This is a genomic window from Pseudomonas sivasensis (genome assembly GCF_013778505.1).
Taxonomy (GTDB): domain Bacteria; phylum Pseudomonadota; class Gammaproteobacteria; order Pseudomonadales; family Pseudomonadaceae; genus Aquipseudomonas; species Aquipseudomonas sivasensis.
Genome location: NZ_JAAOWU010000002.1, coordinates 388,383 through 408,207, shown reverse-complemented (window position 1 = coordinate 408,207; position 19,825 = coordinate 388,383). Strand labels below are relative to the sequence as shown.

The 19,825-nt window shown below is 58.8% G+C and carries 16 protein-coding genes and 1 pseudogene; 13 read left to right on the top strand and 4 right to left on the bottom strand.

Features of this window, described 5'->3' with window-relative positions:
- Window positions 1-31 precede the first annotated feature (31 nt).
- From G9Q84_RS05455 to G9Q84_RS05445, 3 genes are all read left to right on the top strand, one after another.
- Window positions 32-1,942: an ATP-binding cassette domain-containing protein gene (locus tag G9Q84_RS05455; RefSeq protein ID WP_032884341.1), complete on the top strand. Its 1,911-nt coding sequence runs from the start codon at window positions 32-34 to the stop codon at window positions 1,940-1,942.
- Window positions 1,942-2,514, top strand: coding sequence for a mechanosensitive ion channel family protein (locus G9Q84_RS05450; RefSeq protein WP_032884339.1), 573 nt, complete (start codon window positions 1,942-1,944; stop codon window positions 2,512-2,514). The genes G9Q84_RS05455 and G9Q84_RS05450 overlap by 1 nt, the downstream gene beginning before the upstream one ends.
- A 91-nt stretch (window positions 2,515-2,605) precedes the next feature.
- The gene (locus G9Q84_RS05445) at window positions 2,606-3,238 is read left to right on the top strand and encodes a LysE family transporter (protein WP_032884337.1); all 633 of its coding nucleotides are present in this window, start codon (window positions 2,606-2,608) and stop codon (window positions 3,236-3,238) included.
- Between the two features lie 143 nt (window positions 3,239-3,381).
- On the opposite strand, the pseudogene G9Q84_RS29130 reads toward G9Q84_RS05445, so the two are convergent.
- Window positions 3,382-3,679 (bottom strand): annotated as a pseudogene (locus G9Q84_RS29130) (penicillin-binding protein activator LpoB); the annotation flags it as partial.
- 218 nt (window positions 3,680-3,897) lie between these two features.
- On the opposite strand from G9Q84_RS29130, the gene G9Q84_RS05435 reads away from it, so the two are divergent.
- Window positions 3,898-5,793: a cytochrome c/FTR1 family iron permease gene (locus G9Q84_RS05435; protein ID WP_181642999.1), complete on the top strand. Its 1,896-nt coding sequence runs from the start codon at window positions 3,898-3,900 to the stop codon at window positions 5,791-5,793.
- A 2-nt stretch (window positions 5,794-5,795) separates the two neighbouring features.
- Complete coding sequence (locus tag G9Q84_RS05430) at window positions 5,796-6,251, top strand: YaiI/YqxD family protein (RefSeq protein WP_032884331.1); 456 nt, start codon at window positions 5,796-5,798, stop codon at window positions 6,249-6,251.
- A gap of 58 nt (window positions 6,252-6,309) precedes the next feature.
- On the opposite strand, the gene elbB is transcribed toward G9Q84_RS05430, so the two are convergent.
- Complete coding sequence (gene elbB, locus G9Q84_RS05425; protein ID WP_032884330.1) at window positions 6,310-6,975, bottom strand: isoprenoid biosynthesis glyoxalase ElbB; 666 nt, start codon at window positions 6,973-6,975, stop codon at window positions 6,310-6,312.
- Window positions 6,976-7,091: 116 nt separating this feature from the next.
- Between elbB and G9Q84_RS05420 the strand changes: the two genes are divergently transcribed.
- Complete coding sequence (locus G9Q84_RS05420) at window positions 7,092-8,327, top strand: sterol desaturase family protein (protein WP_181642998.1); 1,236 nt, start codon at window positions 7,092-7,094, stop codon at window positions 8,325-8,327.
- On the opposite strand, the gene G9Q84_RS05415 is transcribed toward G9Q84_RS05420, so the two are convergent.
- Window positions 8,308-8,943: a DedA family protein gene (locus G9Q84_RS05415; protein ID WP_032884326.1), complete on the bottom strand. Its 636-nt coding sequence runs from the start codon at window positions 8,941-8,943 to the stop codon at window positions 8,308-8,310. The genes G9Q84_RS05420 and G9Q84_RS05415 overlap by 20 nt on opposite strands.
- A 207-nt stretch (window positions 8,944-9,150) precedes the next feature.
- On the opposite strand from G9Q84_RS05415, the gene hemB reads away from it, so the two are divergent.
- Both hemB and ppk1 read left to right on the top strand, forming a co-directional pair.
- Window positions 9,151-10,164 (top strand): porphobilinogen synthase, encoded by a 1,014-nt coding sequence (gene hemB, locus G9Q84_RS05410; RefSeq protein WP_032884324.1) that lies wholly within the window; start codon window positions 9,151-9,153, stop codon window positions 10,162-10,164.
- An 18-nt stretch (window positions 10,165-10,182) separates the two neighbouring features.
- A complete protein-coding gene (ppk1, locus tag G9Q84_RS05405) occupies window positions 10,183-12,405 on the top strand; it encodes a polyphosphate kinase 1 (RefSeq protein ID WP_032884322.1) in 2,223 nt (740 codons plus the stop codon).
- 127 nt (window positions 12,406-12,532) lie between these two features.
- Here ppk1 and ppx read toward each other — a convergent pair whose 3' ends face one another.
- Window positions 12,533-14,035: an exopolyphosphatase gene (gene ppx / locus G9Q84_RS05400; RefSeq protein ID WP_032884523.1), complete on the bottom strand. Its 1,503-nt coding sequence runs from the start codon at window positions 14,033-14,035 to the stop codon at window positions 12,533-12,535.
- A gap of 504 nt (window positions 14,036-14,539) precedes the next feature.
- Here ppx and G9Q84_RS05395 point away from each other — a divergent pair.
- The 5 genes from G9Q84_RS05395 to G9Q84_RS05375 all read left to right on the top strand — a co-directional run bounded on the left by G9Q84_RS05395 (window position 14,540) and on the right by G9Q84_RS05375 (window position 19,825).
- Window positions 14,540-15,184 (top strand): DUF1120 domain-containing protein, encoded by a 645-nt coding sequence (locus G9Q84_RS05395; RefSeq protein WP_122681935.1) that lies wholly within the window; start codon window positions 14,540-14,542, stop codon window positions 15,182-15,184.
- A 63-nt stretch (window positions 15,185-15,247) separates the two neighbouring features.
- Window positions 15,248-15,970, top strand: coding sequence for a DUF1120 domain-containing protein (locus tag G9Q84_RS05390; RefSeq protein ID WP_181642997.1), 723 nt, complete (start codon window positions 15,248-15,250; stop codon window positions 15,968-15,970).
- Between the two features lie 98 nt (window positions 15,971-16,068).
- Entirely contained in the window at window positions 16,069-16,785 is a 717-nt protein-coding gene (locus G9Q84_RS05385; RefSeq protein ID WP_081797568.1) for a fimbria/pilus chaperone family protein, read from the top strand.
- Window positions 16,786-16,902: 117 nt separating this feature from the next.
- Window positions 16,903-19,296, top strand: coding sequence for a fimbria/pilus outer membrane usher protein (locus tag G9Q84_RS05380; RefSeq protein ID WP_181642996.1), 2,394 nt, complete (start codon window positions 16,903-16,905; stop codon window positions 19,294-19,296).
- Window positions 19,253-19,825, top strand: a complete 573-nt coding sequence (locus G9Q84_RS05375) for a DUF1120 domain-containing protein (RefSeq protein ID WP_181642995.1) — start codon at window positions 19,253-19,255, stop codon at window positions 19,823-19,825. Before G9Q84_RS05380 ends, G9Q84_RS05375 begins: the two co-directional genes overlap by 44 nt.

Below are 19,825 nucleotides of genomic sequence, written 5' to 3'. Positions count from 1 at the left end.
GGCAACGAAGCTGGTAGACTCCGCCGCCATTATGATCCGACTTCAAAGCCTAACATTACAGCGTGGCCCGCAACGTCTTCTCGAAGACGCCGAGCTGACCCTGCACGCCGGTCACAAAGCCGGCCTGATCGGTGCCAACGGCGCCGGCAAATCCACGTTGTTTGCCCTGTTGCTGGGTGAGCTGACCCCGGATTCCGGGGACTGCTTGCTGCCCGCCGACTGGCGCATCGCCCATATGCGCCAGGAGATCGACACCCTGGACCGCATCGCGATCGACTACGTGCTCGATGGCGACCTGCGTCTGCGCCAGGTGCAACACGACCTGGCCGAGGCCGAGAAAGCCCAGGATGGCGCCGCACAGGCCCGCCTGCACGCGGAACTCGACAGCGCCGACGGCTACACCGCCGACGCCCGCGCCCGCAAGATGCTTGCCGGCCTTGGCTTCACCAACGAGCAGATGGACCGGCCGGTCGCCGACTTTTCCGGTGGCTGGCGCATGCGCCTTAACTTGGCCCAGGCGCTGATGTGCCCCTCGGACCTGTTGCTGCTCGACGAACCAACCAACCACTTGGACCTCGATGCGATCCTGTGGCTGGAAGACTTCCTCAAGAGCTACCAGGGCACTTTGCTGCTGATTTCCCACGACCGGGATTTCCTCGATGCTGTGGTCGACAACATCGCCCACGTCGAACAGAAGAAGATCACCCTCTACCGTGGCGGCTACACCGCGTTCGAACGTGCGCGTGCCGAGCGCCTGGCCCAGCAGCAGCAGGCGTTCGAGAAGCAGCAGGCGCAGCGTGCGCACATGGAAAGCTACATCGCACGGTTCAAGGCCCAGGCCACCAAGGCCCGTCAGGCCCAAAGCCGGATCAAGGCGTTGGAGCGCATGGAAGAACTGTCGGCGGCCCACGTCGATTCGCCATTCGACTTTGTGTTCCGCGAGTCGGTGAAGATCTCCAGTCCCTTGTTGGACCTCTCGGATGCTCGCCTGGGTTATGGCGAAAAAACCATCCTGGAAAAGGTCAAACTGCAGCTCACGCCAGGCGCGCGCATCGGTTTGCTCGGCCCCAACGGCGCGGGCAAGTCGACCCTGATCAAGAACCTCTCGGGCGAGCTGCAACCTTTGGCCGGCCGCCTGACTCGTGGTGAGAACCTGGTGGTGGGCTACTTCGCCCAGCATCAGCTGGACTCTCTCGATTCCAAGGCAAGTCCGTTGCTGCACCTGCAACGCCTGGCGCCGACCGAGCGCGAGCAAACCCTGCGTGATTTCCTAGGTGGTTTCGACTTCCGTGGCGCGCGTATCGATGAGCCGGTGCTGAACTTCTCCGGTGGCGAAAAGGCCCGCCTGGCCTTGGCGCTGATCGCCTGGGACCGCCCAAACCTGCTGCTGCTCGATGAACCCACCAACCACCTGGACCTGGAAATGCGCCTGGCGCTGACCATGGCCCTGCAGGAGTTCAGCGGTGCGGTGCTGGTGGTGTCTCACGATCGCCACTTGCTCAAGAGCACCACCGATAACTTCCTGCTGGTCGCAGATGGCAAAGTCGAAGAGTTCGACGGCGACCTCGATGACTACGCACGCTGGCTGACGGATTACCGTCTGCGCAACGCGCCGGTCAGCAACACACCGGTTAACCCGGATAAGACTGACAAGAAGGCTCAACGTCAGGCTGCTGCTGCATTGCGCCAACAGTTGGCGCCGCATAAGCGCGAAGCCGACAAGCTCGAAGCCGAGCTGGGCAAGGTTCACGAGCGCCTGGCCAAGATCGAAGCCAGTTTGGGCGACAGCGCTGTATACGAGGCGGCCCGCAAGGACGAGCTGCGTGACCTGCTGGCCGAGCAGGCCAAGCTCAAGGTGCGTGAAGGGCAGTTGGAGGAAACCTGGATGGAAGCCCTCGAACTGCTTGAAACCCTGCAAGCGGAGCTGGAGGCGCTGTCCTGATGGAGGCGTTGCAGTTGCCGATACCCACGCAATGGGTCGAGCCCGCGTGGATCGGCGTACAAATCCTGCTGATCCTGCTGGGCGCATACCTCGCCCAGCGTTTCGTTGCCAAAGGCCTGACCCGTTTGGGTGAGCGCTACCCGTTTCCGCCGCAACTGTTGATGCCGCTGCGCGGTGGCTTGCGCTGGCTGATCATGGGCAGTGCGCTGATCTTCGTGCTGGGTCGCCTGGGCGTGTCCGCCACGGTGTTGTGGACGGCGCTGTCGGGGTTTGTTGCGGTTGCCGCCGTAGCGTTCTTCGCGATGTGGTCGGTGCTGTCGAACCTGCTGTGCGCGATCTTAATCTTCACCGTTGGGCCGTTCCGCATTGGTGACATCGTCGAGCTGGTGGATACGGTCGACAAGCCGGGGGTGAAAGGCCGTGTGGTGGCAATCAATCTGCTCTACACCACGCTGATCGAAGTGGCGGAAGCCGGCACCGACAGCGCGATGGTGCAGGTCCCAAACAGCCTATTCTTCCAACGCTCTGTACGACGCTGGCCAGGCACCCATGTGTTTCCTGGTGACCGCTAGCATTCACCGCGCGTAAAAATCTATAGCCAGCCTCTGGTCGGCGGAGTTAGCTTTAGGCACAACAATCGCTGACTCTCTCCCGAGGTGTGCAATGGCACTCGATACGTGGCTGGCCTTTTTCCTGGCCAGTTGGATCATCTCCCTTTCCCCTGGCGCCGGTGCCATCGCTTCGATGTCCAGCGGCCTGCAATATGGTTTCGTGCGCGGTTATTGGAATGCCATTGGCCTGCAATTGGGCCTGGCGATGCAGATTGCTGTGGTGGCGGGCGGCTTGGGTGCCATTCTGGCGGCGTCGTCGACCGCGTTCTATGCGATCAAATGGTTTGGTGTGGCGTACCTGGTGTACCTGGCTATCAAGCAATGGCGCGCCTTGCCCATGGACATGACCGATGACGCGGCGCCACGTCCGATCGGCAAGCCGATGGCGATGATGTTCCGTGGCTTTCTGGTCAACGCCAGCAATCCAAAAGCCCTAGTGTTCATGTTGGCGGTACTGCCGCAGTTCGTGAACCCGCAGGCGCCTTTGCTGATCCAGTATCTGATCCTGGGCGCGACGATGATCAGCGTCGATATGATCGTGATGGCGGGATATACGGGATTGGCGTCAAAAGTGCTGCGGCTGTTGCGTACGCCTAAGCAGCAAAAACGTGTTAACCGCACGTTTGCCGGATTGTTCGTTGGGGCTGCGGGTTTCCTGGCCAGCTTGCACCGCGCTACGGCATAACTGAAGAAACGGGGTCAAAAGTGTGGGAGGGGGCTTGCTCTCGATGGCGGTGTCTCAGCTACAGCTAAACTGACTGAGACACTGCTATCGGGAGCAAGCCCCCTCTTACATTGGGTTTGTGTCGCCCAGAGGATCACCGCTCTGCGCAAAGTCTTCGGCGCTTCATTCCTAGGCACGTTATTACGCAACACCGGTAGGTTGGGCGCTTGATGCCCACCACCCAATTGCTCCACATCCTCTCCGAGTGCCTTTGCCACTTCTTTCATACCATTCGGGCGGTTCAGGCTAACGCGCACATTGCGGCTGTTCACCAGTTTGGTGTCCTGGCCCTCACCGTGGTGGTAAATGCCGAGGTGATCTCAAAGGTGCGTGTGTTGACCGGCTGAAATCCTCCACCAGCGTCAGGCCCAGTACGGTTGAGTGGCTGTGGGAGTTCTCCAGAGCATGGCCAGATCCTCGCGAAATCGTCCCTACCGGTTAATAGCTGTTACCTGTGTGAGTGAACCGATTTGGAGCCCATATGGGTAAGCCATGCCGAAGTGCCACTATTCGACTGCAAAAATCCAGGGTCCTTATCCGCACCCCATCACTTACACCTTGAGTCAAACCGGATAAGCCTTAACAATGTGTTACTTCGTATTTCCCTTTGAGATTCGTTCATGACTGCCCCCTTCCGTTTTCTCGCCTGGCTGATGTTGCCGGCGTTGATGTCGTGCAGCTCCAACCTGTTGGCGGCAACTGCCGAAGGCGCGCCACAAGCCCTGCATTTGCTGGACTACATTGGCGCTGACTACCCGCCGACGGTGGAGGCGGGCAAGGTAGTGGATGATTCGGAATTTCGCGAGCAGGTGGAGTTTCTCGGGGTGTTGCAGGGGTTGGTGGCGGACTTGCCGCAAAGACCCGAGCGTGCCGAGCTGGTAAAGGGCGTTGATGAATTACTGTCAGCTGTCAACGCGCATGAGGATGGCGCGACCGTCGCCCGCCAGGCCCGTCAGTTGGGCGCCAAGTTGGCCATCGCTTATGAAGTCAGTCAGGCCCCGGCCATCACGCCCGACCCGACGCGCGGTGCACCGCTCTATGCCCAGCATTGCTCGGTGTGCCACGGCACTGCCGGCGCGGGTGATGGCCCGGCGGGCGTGGGCCTCACACCGCCGCCTGCCAACCTGCGGGATGCCGCGCGCCTGGATCGTCTGAGCCTCTACGCGATCTATAACACTCTGGGCCTGGGCGTCGAAGGCACCGATATGCCGTCCTTTGCCGATCAGTTGGACGACCGTCAGCGCTGGGACCTGGCGACCTACATCGCTGGCTTCACCGCTGACCCGGCTGCGGCAAAAAGTGAGCAGCCCTTCAACCTCGCCGATCTGGCTCGCCGAACCCCCAACGAAGTGTTGGCCGCAGACGGCCCGGCCGCTGCCGCAACCTTCCGCGCCCAGCGTGCGCAACCACCGCAGGTCAAGCGTGGCCCGGCCCAGTTGCTCGACTACACCGCAACGACCTTGGACAAGAGCCTCGCCGCGTTCCGTAATGGCGACCACGAACAAGCCTACGACCTGTCCGTTGCGGCTTATCTGGAAGGTTTCGAGCTGGTGGAAAGCTCCCTGGATAACGTCGATGCTAACGTGCGCAAAGATACCGAGAAGGCCCTGATGGCCTACCGTCAGTCGTTGCAGGATGGCTTGCCGATTGAGCAGGTGCAGCAGCGCCTGGACGTGGCCAAGGGCAAGCTCACCGAATCCGCCGGTTTGCTGGGCAGCGACGGTTTGAGTTGGTCGTTGAGCTACATCTCAGGCCTGCTGATCCTGCTGCGCGAAGGCCTGGAAGCAATTTTGGTGCTGGCAGCGATCCTTGCCTTCCTGCGTAACACCGGCCAGCAATCGGCGGTGCGCAGCGTTAACGTCGGCTGGGGCCTGGCGTTGCTGGCGGGCTTGGCCACCTGGGCATTGGCGGCGTATGTCATTGATGTCAGTGGGGCCCAGCGCGAATTGCTTGAAGGCTGCACGGCCCTGTTCGCCAGTGTCATGGTGCTGTGGCTGGGCGTCTGGATGCATGATCGCCGCCATGCAGCGGCGTGGCAGGACTACATCAAGAGCAGCTTGGTGGGCGGCGGTGGGCGTTTTGGTTTCGCGGTGCTGGCGTTCTTCTCGGTATACCGCGAGTTGTTCGAAGTAATCCTGTTCTACGAAACCCTGTGGCTTCAAGCCGGCCCGGCCGGGCACAACGCGGTGCTGGCGGGCGGTGCAACGGCGCTGGTGCTGCTGGTGGGCCTGGCTTGGGTAATCCTGCGCGGTTCGGCGAGGTTGCCGCTGGCGCTGTTCTTCGGCATCAACGCGGCGCTACTGTGCGCGCTGTCGGTGGTGTTCGCCGGACATGGCGTCAAGGCGTTGCAGGAAGCCGGCATCTTCGGCACGCGGCCAGTGGCATTCTTTGATTTCGACTGGCTGGGTATCCACGCCGACGCGTATTCGTTGAGCGCCCAGGCCTTAGCGATCCTGGCGATTGTGGTGCTGTATGGTCGCAGTCGTTTGGCCGAAAAACGCCGCGTGACGGCTTGACTATGCGGGTATGGATTGACGCCGATGCCTGCCCTCGGGCGGCCAAGGACCAAGTGGTGAAGTTTGCCCTCAAACGCCAGTTCGAGGTGGTGCTGGTGGCTGGGCAGAGCCAGATCAAGCCGAGCTTTGCCTGCGTGAAGCTGATCGTGGTGCCCAGTGGTCCGGACGCGGCGGATGATTACTTGGTAGAGCACGCCGTGCCCGGCGAACTGGTGATCTGCAGCGATGTGCCGTTGGCCGACCGCCTTGTGAAAAAGGGTGTCACGGCGCTCGACCCGCGGGGCAAGGAGTTCAGCCCCGCGAACATGAGTGAGCGGTTGGCGGTGCGTAACCTGTTTACCGATCTGCGTGAGCAAGGCCAGATGGGCGGTGGGCCGCCGCCCCATAGCGAGAAGGATAAGCAGGCGTTCGCCAACTCGCTCGACCGCATCCTCACCCAGTTGATGCGCCCCGCCTGACTTCCGTACCTCGCCCGGGGCAAGCCCGCTCACCACAATCTAGTGTTGTGTGAGCGGATCAGTCGTTTTCGTGGGTCAGTTCCAATACCCGGTCCACCAGCTTGTTGATGCCTGAAGCCACCTCGCTGATGTTCTTGCCGAGCATATAGGCCGGCGTACTCACGAGCTTGCGCGCCGTGTCTTCGGCGATATCTTCAACCGCGCACTCCTGATGGGAGGCGCCCATTTTGTCCAGGGCTGCGACGGTGTCGGTGTCGTTGCCGATGGTGCAGGTCACGCCAGGGCCGTAGATTTTTGCGGCCAGGGCCGGTGAGATGCAGATCAGCCCGACCGGCTTTCCGGCTTCGGCAAAGGCTTCAGCCAGTGCCAATACTTGTGGATTAACGCTGCACTCTGCGCCTTTTACAGCAAAGTCCGACAGGTTCTTCGCCGCACCAAACCCGCCGGGCACGATCAACGCATCAAACTCTTCGGCATTGGCCTCTTTGATGTCCTTCACCTCGCCTCGGGCAATGCGCGCCGACTCCACCAGCACATTACGTGACTCAGGCATCTCTTCACCGGTGAGATGGTTGACTACGTGCAGCTGTGGAATGTCGGGGGCAAAGCATTGGACCTGAGCGCCGCGCTGGTCCAGGCGCAGCAGGGTGATCACGCTTTCTTGGATCTCTGCGCCGTCATACACGCCGCAGCCGGAAAGGATCACTGCAATCTTTTTGCTCATGGGCATTTCTCCTGGGGTCTTGGCGTTAAATGTCTACTAATTTGTAACCTGTTGCCAATGGGATCTCGCGTCGCTGCACCTAATCTTGATGCCACAACAATAGACCGGACTAGCTCATGGACTTCGTGCCTTACGCGGTACCGTTTTTCATCGCCTTGATCGTGGTGGAATTGCTCGCTGACCGTTGGCGCGGCCAGCGCAACTACCGGGTCGCGGACGCCATCAACAGCCTCAGCACCGGTGTGCTGTCCACCACCACGGGGTTGTTGACCAAGGGCGTCGGGCTGCTGACCTACGCATTCGCCCTCAAGCACTTGGCGCTGATCGAACTGCCTGCCCAGAGTGTCTGGACCTGGGTCTTCGCCTTTGTGCTCTACGACTTCTGCTACTACTGGCTGCACCGGATGGGGCACGAGCGCAATATCCTGTGGGCCGCACACTCGGTGCATCATCAGAGCGAGGACTACAACCTCAGCACCGCCCTGCGCCAGACCAGCACCGGGTTTCTGCTGAGCTGGATTTTCTACCTGCCCCTGGCCGTGCTCGGTGTGCCGTTGGTGGTATTCATCAGCGTCGCCTCGCTCAACCTGCTCTATCAATTCTGGGTGCACACCCGTCATGTGCCCAAGCTCGGCTGGTTCGAGTGGTTCTTCGTCACGCCATCCAATCATCGGGCCCACCATGCACAGAACGCTCTTTACATGGATCGCAACTACGGCGGGGTGTTCATTCTTTGGGACCGGCTGTTCGGCACCTTCCAGGAAGAAGACGACAACGAACCGGTGGTTTTTGGTGTGACGACCCCCTTGGCGAGTTGGAACCCGCTGTGGGCCAACTTGCAGTTTTATGCGCAGCTTTGGAGCGATGCGCGGCGTACCGAGAGTAAGTGGGACAAGCTGCGCATCTGGTTCATGCGCACCGGCTGGCGCCCTGCTGACGTGAAGGCCAAATACCCCCTGGCCAAGCCTGACTTGAGCCAGTTCCGCAAATTCGACGTGCCGCTGGACGCGCGCCAACAGGTGTACATCGCCCTGCAGTTTGCTGCGTATGTGGGGTTTGGCAGCTATTTGATGAATTTCGGCGAGGGTTTGCCCGCCACCGCGCTGATTGTGGGCTGGGGCGCGATGGCGTTTGGGTTGTTTACGTTGGGCGTGGCTCTGGAGAATCGCCCGTGGACCTTGAGGGCTGAGCTGGTACGGCTGGCATTGAATGTACCGCTGGTGTGGCTGGCACCGCAGGTGGGGCTGTGGCCGGCCAGCCACTTGGGCTGGCTTGGGCTGCTGAGTTATAGCCTGCTCAGCGTGATCGGCCTCTACTGCTGTAGAAGCCGGCTTACTCGACTGGTGTCTTAGGCGCTTCGATCGAGGCAGGCTCGGCCGCGAGCCGGGCCTTGGCATCTGCACAGGCCTGGCGGGCGATTCGAGCGTTCTTGAAGCGGCGCCGCAGCCACAGGCCAAAGCCTAGTAACAACAACGCGCCGAGCACCCACAATTCGTACTTTTTGACGCTGCCGAGCATGCCTTCCAGTACTGCGCCGAAGTGATAAGCCGCCGCACCCAAAGCCGCTGCCCAGATGGCAGCACCGATCCCGTTGAGGATCAGGTAGCGCAGTGGCGGGTAGCCCGACAGACCAATCGCGACCGGCATCACCGTGCGCAATCCGTAGACGAAGCGGAAACTCAGCACCCAGATATCCGGGTGTTTGCGGATATGTTCCAGTGCTTTGTCGCCCATCAGTTGCCAGCGCGGCTTGCGTGCCAGCAGTTTGCGGCCGTGCTTGCGCCCCATGTAATACCAAAGCTGGTCGCCGGCGTAGCTGCCGAAGAAGGCAACGACCACCACCAGGTTGATATCCATATAGCCACGGAACGCCAGGAAGCCTGCGAGCACCAGAATGGTCTCGCCTTCAAAGAACGTCCCGAGGAAGAGGGCAAAGTAGCCGAAGTCATGCAGAAATTGTTGAAGCATGGTCTGGGTGCTGGCGAAATGAACGCGCAGCCTACGCCTTCGTGAACATTCATGAAAGTATCGAGATGTGTCACGAAGTGAACAATTCCTACATAAACGACGAATGCGACTACAGGTCGCATCGATAAGCACAACTGTCATACCTTCGTCATAATGGCCGCTTATAACTGCAACGCTCGCCCGTAAACCCGGGCTCAGGAGTCTGTCGTGAGCTTTACCCCTGCCAATCGCCTGTTCCCAGCCACTCGTCTGCGTCGCAATCGCCGTGATGATTTTTCTCGCCGTCTGGTTCGTGAAAACGTACTGACGACGAATGATCTGATCCTGCCGGTGTTTGTGCTCGATGGCGAAAATCGTCGGGAAGCCGTTGCGTCAATGCCAGGGGTGGAGCGTCTGACCATTGATCTGCTGCTGGAAGAGGCGGCGGGTTGGGTCGAACTGGGGATTCCGGCGTTGGCGCTGTTCCCGGTCACGCCGGCTGAACTCAAGTCCCTCGATGCGGCCGAAGCCTGGAACCCGCAAGGGATCGCCCAGCGCGCAACACGTGCTCTGCGCGAGCGTTTCCCTGAGTTGGGGGTGATCACCGACGTGGCGTTGGACCCGTTCACTACCCACGGTCAGGATGGCATCCTGGACGAAGACGGCTATGTTCAGAACGACATCACCGTCGATGCGTTGGTCAGGCAGGCCTTGTCCCACGCCGCGGCAGGCGCCCAGGTGGTCGCACCTTCGGACATGATGGACGGCCGCATCCAGGCGATTCGCGAAGCCCTGGAGCTGGCCGGCCACGTCAATGTGCGAATCATGGCCTATTCAGCGAAGTACGCCAGCGCCTACTACGGCCCGTTCCGGGACGCGGTGGGCTCGGCACTGAATTTGGGCAAGGCCAACAAGGCCTCTTACCAGATGGATCCTGCCAATAGCCATGAAGCCTTGCACGAAGTGGCGGCCGATCTGGCCGAAGGCGCCGACATGGTGATGGTCAAGCCGGGGATGCCGTACCTGGACATCCTTTGGCGGGTCAAAGATGAATTCAAGGTGCCGACCTTTGTCTATCAGGTCAGCGGCGAATACGCCATGCACATGGCTGCAATACAGAATGGATGGTTGAGTGAAGGGGTGATTCTGGAATCCCTGACGGCCTTTAAACGTGCCGGAGCTGATGGCATTCTGACCTACTTTGCCGCCCGCGCCGCCCAATTGCTTAGAGAGCAACAATAGCCCTCACAGGAACACTCGATGAATACCGAAGGACTCTCCGAAGTTGCAGTAAAAGACGCTCACCCGGTGGTTGAACAAGTCGCCGAGACCCCGCCGGAGCTGGAACCGGCTCCGCCTGCCGTGGTGGCCGAAGTACCAGCGCCGGCGCCAGTGCCGATGGTGACCAACCTGGATGACAGCAGCCTTTACATCCACCGCGAGCTGTCGCAACTGCAATTCAACATCCGCGTGCTGGAACAGGCGCTGGATGAGTCCTACCCGTTGCTGGAGCGGCTGAAATTCCTGCTGATTTTCTCCAGCAACCTGGACGAGTTCTTCGAGATCCGTGTTGCCGGCCTCAAAAAGCAGATCACCTTCGCCCGCGAACAAGCCGGCGCCGACGGCCTGCAACCGCACCAGGCGTTGGCGCGCATCAGCGAGCTGGTGCACGGCCATGTGGACCGCCAATACGCGATCCTCAACGACATCCTGCTGCCGGAGCTGGAAAAACATCAGGTCCGCTTCATCCGTCGCCGTCACTGGACCACCAAGATCAAAACGTGGGTGCGTCGCTATTTCCGTGACGAGATCGCGCCAATCATCACGCCGATCGGCCTCGACCCGACGCACCCGTTCCCATTGCTGGTGAACAAGAGCCTCAACTTCATCGTTGAGCTGGAAGGTATCGACGCCTTCGGTCGCGATTCCGGCCTGGCGATCATCCCGGCGCCGCGTTTGCTGCCACGGATCATCAAGGTGCCGGAAGAGGTGGGGGGCGCTGGCGACAACTATGTATTCCTGTCCTCGATGATCCACGCCCACGCCGATGATCTGTTCCAAGGCATGAAGGTCAAGGGCTGCTACCAGTTCCGCCTGACCCGTAACGCCGACCTGGCGCTCGACTCCGAAGACGTCGAAGACTTGGCCCGTGCCCTGCGCGGCGAGCTGTTCTCGCGGCGCTACGGCGATGCGGTGCGCCTGGAAGTGGCCGACACCTGCCCGAAACACCTGTCGGACTACCTGCTCAAGCAGTTCAACCTGGGCGAGACCGAGTTGTATCAGGTCAACGGTCCGGTGAACCTTACGCGTCTGTTCAGCATCACCGGCCTGGACAGCCACCCGGAGCTGCAATACACGCCGTTCACGCCGCAGATCCCGAAACTGCTGCAAAACAGCGAGAACATCTTCAGCGTTGTGAGCAAGCAGGACATCCTGCTGCTGCACCCGTTCGAGTCCTTCACTCCGGTGGTCGACCTGCTGCGCCAGGCCGCCAAGGACCCGCACGTGTTGGCCGTACGCCAGACCCTGTACCGCAGCGGCGCCAACTCGGAAATCGTCGATGCCCTGGTGGACGCTGCGCGCAACGGCAAGGAAGTCACTGCGGTAATCGAGTTGCGTGCGCGGTTCGACGAAGAATCCAACCTGCAACTGGCCAGCCGTCTGCAAGCGGCCGGCGCGGTGGTGATCTACGGCGTGGTGGGCTTCAAGACACACGCCAAGATGATGCTGATCCTGCGCCGCGAAGCGGGTGAGATCGTGCGCTACGCCCACTTGGGTACCGGCAACTACCACGCTGGCAACGCCAAGCTCTATACCGACTACAGCCTGCTGACTTCCGACGACGCCTTGTGTGAAGACGTCGGCAAGTTGTTCAGCCAGTTAATCGGCATGGGCAAGACCTTGCGCATGAAGAAGCTGCTGCACGCGCCGTTCACCCTGAAGAAGGGCATGCTCGACATGATTGCCCGCGAAACCCAGTTCGCCCTCGACGGCAAACCGGCGCACATCATTGCCAAGTTCAACTCGCTGACCGATCCGAAGATCATCCGCGCGCTGTACAAGGCCAGCCAGTCCGGCGTGCGTATCGACTTGGTGGTGCGTGGCATGTGCTGCCTGCGTCCGGGCATTGTTGGCGTGTCGCACAATATCCATGTGCGTTCGATCATCGGCCGCTTCCTGGAGCACACGCGGGTGTTCTACTTCCTCAACGGCGGCGAAGAGCAGATGTTCCTGTCCAGTGCCGACTGGATGGAGCGCAACCTGGATAAGCGTGTGGAGACCTGCTTCCCTGTAGAGGGCAAGAAGCTGATCATGCGGGTTAAGAAAGAGCTGGAAAGCTACCTGACCGACAACACCCACAGCTGGAGCCTGCAATCCGACGGCCGTTACGTGCGCAACACGCCGACCGGCAACCAGAACCCACGCAGTGCGCAGGCGACGTTGCTGGAGAAGTTGGGCAGTCCGATTCTGTCGGTGAACTAAGCACCGACGCGGTCTGAAAATGTGGGAGGGGGCTTGCTCCCGATGAGGGAGTGTCAGTCAATAGATTCATTGACTGGTCCACCGCCATCGGGAGCAAGCCCCCTCCCACAGTTGTTTCCGGTGTTCTCTAGCGCAGGTTCAGGCTGAACCCCACTCGTGTCAGCCACTCCGCTTCCTGGGCGAAGTCCGCCTGGGTCAGTTGGTTCTCATCCAGCCAGCCTTTCGGGAACACGACATCCAGGCTCTCGCCATTGGCGCGCAGGCTCACCTGGGGCATTTCCTGGGTGCCGCGAATGTGGTGGAACAGGATCGCGAAGCGCAGCAGTACGCACAGGCGGATCAGCTTGATGCCTTCATCACCGAACTCGGCAAACTTATCCTTGGGAATATTGCGACGATGGCCGCGCACCAGCAGTGCGAGCATCTGCTGGTCTTCCCGGGAGAAACCGGCCAGGTCGGAGTGCTCGATCAGGTAGGCGCCGTGCTTGTGGTAATGGTAGTGGGCGATATCCAGGCCTACCTCATGCACCTTAGCGGCCCAGCCCAGCAGCTCTCGCCATACGCCATCTTCCAGGTCCCAGTCCTCGGCCACTTGGTCGAACGCGTGCAAGGCTTTGCGTTCCACACGGGCGGCTTGTTCCAGGTCGACGTGATAACGCTCCATCAGCGAGCTGAGCGTGCGCTCACGTACGTCCTCGTGGTGATGGCGGCCCAGCAGGTCGTAGAGCACACCTTCGCGCAGGGCGCCGTCACAGTGGTCCATGCGTTGCAGTTCGAGGGCGTCGAAGATGGCTTCGAGAATCGCCAGGCCGGCCGGGAAAATGGTGCGACGGTCGGGCTTGATGCCGTCGAAGTCGATTTTCTCGGCGTCCCCCAGTTTGAATAGCTTGCGCTTGAGCCACGCCAGGCCTTCGGCGTTGACCTCACCCGTGCCATGGCCGCCGGCCTTGAGTGCCAGGCCGATAGCACGGATGGTGCCAGACGAGCCGATGGCCTCATCCCAGGTCAGGCGGTGCAGGGCGTGTTCGATACTCATGATTTCCAGCCGCGCTGCGGTGTAGGCCTGGGCGTAGCGCGCCGGAGTGATCTTGCCGTCCTTAAAGTAACGTTGGGTATAGCTGACGCAACCCATCTGCAGGCTTTCGCGTAGCAGCGGTTCGAAACGCTGGCCGATGATGAACTCGGTACTGCCGCCGCCGATGTCCGCCACCAGACGCTTGCCGGGGGTGTCGGCCAAGGTGTGGGACACGCCTAGATAGATCAGGCGCGCTTCTTCACGGCCGGAGATGACTTCTACCGGGTGGCCGAGGATTTCCTCGGCGCGGCGGATGAATTCGCCGCGATTGCGCGCTTCGCGCAGGGCATTAGTGCCGACAATCCGCACCGCGCCCAGGGGCATACCGTTAATCAGCTGCGCAAAACGCTTGAGGCAATCGAGCCCGCGCTGCATGGATTCTTCATTGAGCTGGCGGGCGTCGTCGATCCCGGCAGCCAGTTGCACTTTCTCGCCGAGCCGTTCAAGGATGCGGATTTCGCCGTTCTGGGCCTTAGCCACGACCATGTGAAAGCTATTGGAACCCAGGTCTATGGCGGCGATCAGGGACAGATTCTTGGCTTGGGATTGCGGCATGGTTTGGGGGTCTCGGTCGATAACCTGACCATCGTGCCACGATCGACCGCTGGCGCCAACGCGTAGCGCCATAGGATTTCCAATCAGGGCTTCAGCGGAAATTGCCGATGCGGGTTGTAGGAGATTTTCATGACGATTGCATTACAAAGTTAACAGATGCCGTAGTCCTTGATTTCCGGGGCTTTATTTATGGGATTGGTAACTAATTCCTACATGCTTCTGTATTAGTTCTCCAAGTTGTTGTTTTGATTCGCACAACGAATATTCCAGTGTGGAATGGCTGCCGCTGAGTACTCTTACAATCATTGATATTTTTTCCGGTTTAATTGAAGGGGTGGAGTGTTAATACTTCGGTCCGGCGATTTTGCCTAGGTGTTATTTATTTATAGTTGAGCGTTCGGTGTGGGCGGCTTTTAAATGTGGGCTTGTAAGATTGGCTTTTAGATGGTTTGAGTTTTTAGTTGTGCGCAGATAAATGATCTTTGATAATAAGGTGGACTGTATATGAAAAATAAAAGTGCTTTGTTTGGGGGCGTGTTCCTTGCAGTTGCTTGCCTGAGCGTTCAAGCTGCGGACTTACGTGTCAAAGGCTCCATTGCACCTTCCAGTTGCAGTTTTACACTCACAAATTCGACCATTGATTATGGCAAAATCAATCCGAGCTCTTTAAGCGCCACCCAATATAATCCGTTACCAAACAAAAGCACTCCGTTCGTCATAAAGTGTGCTGCACAAGCTCGGGTCGCTATAAGTGCAACGGATAATCGTGCGGCAAGTAAAGTGGGTGGCATAACACTTCAATATGGCTCGCAGTACAATGATAACTATAACTACGGGCTTGGTAATACCGGTAATGGTGAACATATCGGCGGTTATATTTTATACATGAGAAGTTCGGTGGCTGATGGCAAGGCTGTCAATATTATGCAGTCATTCGACAATGGTGGCGTTTGGCGCGGTATCGCCGGTGCCATGGCGCAAACTCCTGTCTTGACCAGCTGGTGGTCGGGTGACCTTACACCGCTGAAGTTTTCCACGCTGTCCGGTACGCTAAACGTTCGGGCCATTCTTAATAAGACATCCGCTCTCAGCCTCAGTAATGAAATCAAGCTGGACGGTCATGCCACGCTGGAACTGAAGTACATCTGAACATAACTACCCTAATGGTCAACTGGGGCTGATTGCTTTTCGGCGGGGCGACGGCGCTCTGCAGTGAATTTTTTCAGTGCCAGGCCTATGGGCGAGCTTTATCTGTGGCTATCCATTTTTTTGTTAAAGGTGATAAGTTTGAAAAATAAAATTATTGTAATGATGGGTGTATGTTTGGCTGCGACGGGGCTCAATGCCCAAGCAGCTGATGTCCGTGTTAAAGGAACCATCGCGCCCGCAAGCTGCAGCTTTACGATAGTCAACTCGGTATTTGATTACGGTATGATTCGACCGAGTTCGCTAAGTGCCACCCATTACACAAAGTTGGATAAAAAAAGCACGCCCTTTACCGTCAAATGCGATGCACCTACTTTGGTAAGCATCAAGACACAGGACAATCGTGCAAGCAGTAAAGTGCCTGGTATGATGCGAAGTGCATTTAATCAGACCTATGTTGACACCTTTAACTATGGGCTAGGCACGTCATCCAAAGGTGAGAAAGTTGGCGGTTACGTTATGTTCATGGCCAATACCGTTGCTGACGGTAAAACGGTCAGGGTTAATGGTTCGAACAATAACGGCGTTACTTGGTCCGTCGGCGACGGGGCCCTGGCACAGCCTCCGCATTTGACAAGCTGGGCGTCTGGGACCACTACGCCGATTAAACTTTCAGTGGTTTCCGGAAACTTGCAAGTGCAAGGGGTTATCAACAAGACCTCTGCTTTTTCCGTCGGTGAGGGTATCAATCTGGATGGCCATGCCACCTTAGAGTTACGTTACTTGTAAGCAATGTTGAGTCGGTCAGCACACGTTGAAACTTTAGGTGTTTGAAGTTTTAACGTGTTCTGACTGTTTTGCTGTGTTCGAAGTAAAGGAAGCGTCGGATGTGTATCGTCTCCAAGTCGAAGTTCTTTTTAGCGTTTAGCGTGTGCGTTAACTTTCTTTTATGCGGTGTGGCGTACGCCGATGGCATGGAGCCTGAAACCACTGTCATTGTGCTAAATGAGTCCGATGGCGAGGCCAGTATTAACGTCAAAAATACTGACGTCGGGCCTGCGCTACTCCATTCGGCTATTGAAGATGTTCCGGAAGACCTGGAACCCTTGGTGGTTGTCACTCCCCCGGTTGCAAGGGTGGATGGTGGCCAACTGCAAATGGTGAGGTTCATGTTGATTGGCAAGGAACCGCTCAAGACTCAGCGTTTGAAGCGTGTCACCTTCGAGGGTATCCCACAAACCCAGCCAGGCTCGGGTGCGACGATCGGTATCAGCCTGCGACAAAACCTGCCGCTGATTCTCCATCCCAAGGGACTGCCACAGCACAATGCGCCTTGGGAGTTACTGACCTGGCGCCTGCAGGGCAAAACGTTGAGCGTGCATAACGACAGTCCCTATGTCGTTCGTTTGGCCGCCGAGGTGCAACTGAACCCGCAAAAAGCCAAAGCCTATCTTTCACGCACCTATATCTTGCCGGGTGAGGTGCTGAGCGCTGAATTTTCAAGCGCTCACCCTGATGCCACGTCAGTCACCATCATGCCTGCCACTGTTTATGGATTTACCGTAGACAACTACGATGCCTTGCTCCTAGCCAACATGCCTTGACCTCGTATGGGAAAAATAAACGAGGTTACCGGCGCTGTTGGTAAAAAACGGTGTGGGGGTAAAAAGGCCGCAGCGCCTTTTAAGTTCAACCGAGTCAGTCTCTCAGCCTGCGTAGCGATGTTTTCTGGCGCCGCAGGTCACGTTTACGCGGGGCCCGGGGCGCACCCGCTGGAATTCGATCTGACTATCTTGCAGCATCGCGGACTCGATCCTTCGGTTGCCCGCTATTTTCGAGACGCGCCACGATTCACTGAAGGTGTTCGGGTTGTTGATCTGACGGTTAATGGTGATCGCGTTGGATTGACCGATGCGCGGTTCAACCATGAAGGGGCGTTGTGCTTTACCCGTGGCTTGCTGGACCGAGCGGGGCTGCGTGTACCTGCTTCAGTGATAGATAAACAGGTTTCTGCTGACCAGGCCTGTCATGACTTCCTTACCGAGTTTCCCAGCACGGAATTGAACCTGCGTCCGGGCAACGAGGAGGTAGCGATCGTCGTTCCCACCCAGGCGATCCGTGAGCCGCAACGAGCCACTGGCCATTTCGCTCGAGGTGGAGCGGCGGGCTTGCTCAACTATGACGTGCAAGGCATCAACAGTCATTCGCGCGATGCCAGGGGCCGTTTTCTATCGGCGTCCACGGAGGTGGGGTTTAACGTAGGCGATTGGATTGCGCGCAGTCGTCAGCTCTATATCTCTACCGATGGTCGGTCTGGGGCCGAGCACCTGTACGCCTATGCGCAACGGGATATTGCGCGGTTGGCGTCGACCCTCCAGGTGGGGCAGATATCCGGTAACAGCCCGGTGTTCGGCGGGGTGCAACTGACCGGTTTCCAACTGTCTCCAGACGGTGTCGACGGCGGTGCCGGCGGTAATGGAGTAGTGGTCGAAGGCCAGGCCCTTAGCCAGTCTCGGATAGAGGTACGCCAGTCGGGCGCACTGATCTACACAACAGTCGTGCCGGAAGGGCCGTTTGCATTGAGCAACCTGCCGTTGCTCAACGGCACGAGTGACCTTGATGTACGGGTCATTGAGACCCGTGGCGGACAGCGTAGCTTTGTAGTGCCGGCTGCTTCGTTTCGCGATGCGATGCCGGTGAAGTCCGGGTATACCGCGGCCGTCGGCAAGATACGGGATGTGGAACGTAGCGGTGCCGATGAGCCTATGCTGGCCGTGGCAAGCGGGACCTGGGCGCTCACCCCCGCCACGGCCCTCAGTTCGGGTGTGCAGGTTACCGATCATTACAATTCGGTGGGGCTTGCGCTGGACAGCAGTTTCGCGCAGCGATTCTCTGTTGGTCTGCGTAACAACCTCTCACGGGACGACAAGAACAACGTACGGGGTGTGCGTAATAGCGTTTCGTTGGGCAGCGTGCTGCCGGGTGACGTGCAGATGACCCTGAGCGCTACGACCCATACACCTGGCTATCGTGATGTGCTCGATAGTGTGCGCGCTGACAGTGGTGAGTTGGCGAACTCGCGGTTCAAAAACCAATACACGGCAGGTCTCAGCTGGGCGGACCCGCAATTGGGTGTGTTCACGATTGGGTACACCCGTGCTGCAAACTTCAACAGTAGCGCCTCTCAGTATGTGCATGGCGCCTGGAACAAGCAGTTCAGGTACGCCAATGTCGGGTTGAGCGTGGACTCGCAAGTTGGCACTTCTGGCACTAACAAGAACAACAACGATGGGCTAGGCGTGCGTTTGCAAGTCAGTGTTCCCTTGGGGGGTGATCGTTCGCTCACTTCTACCGCCAGGCACCAGGGGCGTCGATCGAGTATTGGCGCAGCCTTCAACGAACGCGTCGACGACACACTCAATTATGAACTGCGCACTGACAGCGACCTTGGTACGGCCGCCCGGCATGCGCAGGGCGGTTTGCTCAACATGACGTCCCGTTATGCTCAGTTGGGCCTGGGCATCAACCGGGACTCGACCAACACCAGCTATAGCGGTCAGTTGCAGGGCGCAGTCGTGGCTCATGAGCGGGGGCTGACGCTGTCTCCGTACAGGGTCGAGGATACGTTTGGGGTTGCGTCGGTCGGCGATGTGTCGGGCGCGCGTATCACTACACCCCAGGGGCCTGTATGGACCGATCGGTGGGGAATGGCGGTGATACCGGGATTGCCCGCTTATCAGAGCAGCCTTGTCGAGGTGGAAGGCAAATCCCTGCCACGGCAGGTAGATATCAAGAACGGCACCCAATCCCTGGAAGTTGGACGAGGCTCATTCAGCAAGGTCGACTTTGAAGTGGTTAAGGTCAGGAGGGTGCTGTTGCGTGCCGTCGATCAGAGTGGCCAAGCGTTACCCAAAGGTGCTTCGGTGCTTACGGCAGACAATGCATTCCTGACCTCCGTCGTCGGAGACGGCCTGATTTTCCTGAATAACATCGACGCGCCACAAACCTTGACCGTGTCATCGCCGAACGCGACCTCCTGCAAACTGCAACTCGAACTGTCGGAACAAATCGATGAAGGCCAACTTTATGAAAACACAGCGGCGGTCTGCAGCTAAAAGTGCTCTGACGTCAGGGATGCTCGCGGCGGTGGTGAGCCTATTGACGGTTTTTGAGGCGTCGGCTTCTGAGTGCCACCTGTCAGTGAGCCAACCGCAAATTGATTACGGGCTTCTGCGCCCCGTTTCAAAGCCTGATGCTCGCGGGGTTTTCCTGGGTAAGCGCATGGTGCGTGTGAGCGTGGTGTGCACTGATGCTAGGTTTATAGCCCTGCGTTTTATGGGCGTGCCTGCCGACGGTCAAGGTTTCAGGTTTGGTCGGGAGGGGCGGTTTGACCTGACGCTGCAGCAGCCAGTGCTCGATGGCCAGGCGATAGAGTTGGCGCCGATGCACAACAGGGCCGAGCGCGGTGGTCACCTGAGGCCGGACCAAGCGCTGGTGCTGTTGAAGGCAGGGCAGCCTGTCAGCGGGCGGGTGTTTTCAGCGCAGGTGCAGATTGACACCTATCTCTCGAATGCCGCCGCCTCAGTACGCGATAAAACGTTATTGGAGGGCGGCGGGCGCTTCGAGTTGGTACCTGGCGGCTAA

Bases quoted from the DNA above. Each gene is read 5' to 3' on its own strand.
- G9Q84_RS05375 (WP_181642995.1), top strand. From the start codon at position 19,253: ATGAAGGCCAACTTTATGAAAACACAGCGGCGGTCTGCAGCTAAAAGT.
- ppk1 (WP_032884322.1), top strand. From the start codon at position 10,183: ATGAATACCGAAGGACTCTCCGAAGTTGCAGTAAAAGACGCTCACCCG.
- G9Q84_RS05430 (WP_032884331.1), top strand. From the start codon at position 5,796: ATGCGGGTATGGATTGACGCCGATGCCTGCCCTCGGGCGGCCAAGGAC.
- elbB (WP_032884330.1), bottom strand. From the start codon at position 6,975: ATGAGCAAAAAGATTGCAGTGATCCTTTCCGGCTGCGGCGTGTATGAC.
- G9Q84_RS05380 (WP_181642996.1), top strand. From the start codon at position 16,903: ATGTTTTCTGGCGCCGCAGGTCACGTTTACGCGGGGCCCGGGGCGCAC.
- G9Q84_RS05395 (WP_122681935.1), top strand. From the start codon at position 14,540: ATGAAAAATAAAAGTGCTTTGTTTGGGGGCGTGTTCCTTGCAGTTGCT.
- G9Q84_RS05450 (WP_032884339.1), top strand. From the start codon at position 1,942: ATGGAGGCGTTGCAGTTGCCGATACCCACGCAATGGGTCGAGCCCGCG.
- G9Q84_RS05420 (WP_181642998.1), top strand. From the start codon at position 7,092: ATGGACTTCGTGCCTTACGCGGTACCGTTTTTCATCGCCTTGATCGTG.
- G9Q84_RS05455 (WP_032884341.1), top strand. From the start codon at position 32: ATGATCCGACTTCAAAGCCTAACATTACAGCGTGGCCCGCAACGTCTT.
- G9Q84_RS05445 (WP_032884337.1), top strand. From the start codon at position 2,606: ATGGCACTCGATACGTGGCTGGCCTTTTTCCTGGCCAGTTGGATCATC.
- G9Q84_RS05415 (WP_032884326.1), bottom strand. From the start codon at position 8,943: ATGCTTCAACAATTTCTGCATGACTTCGGCTACTTTGCCCTCTTCCTC.
- G9Q84_RS05385 (WP_081797568.1), top strand. From the start codon at position 16,069: ATGTGTATCGTCTCCAAGTCGAAGTTCTTTTTAGCGTTTAGCGTGTGC.
- ppx (WP_032884523.1), bottom strand. From the start codon at position 14,035: ATGCCGCAATCCCAAGCCAAGAATCTGTCCCTGATCGCCGCCATAGAC.
- G9Q84_RS05435 (WP_181642999.1), top strand. From the start codon at position 3,898: ATGACTGCCCCCTTCCGTTTTCTCGCCTGGCTGATGTTGCCGGCGTTG.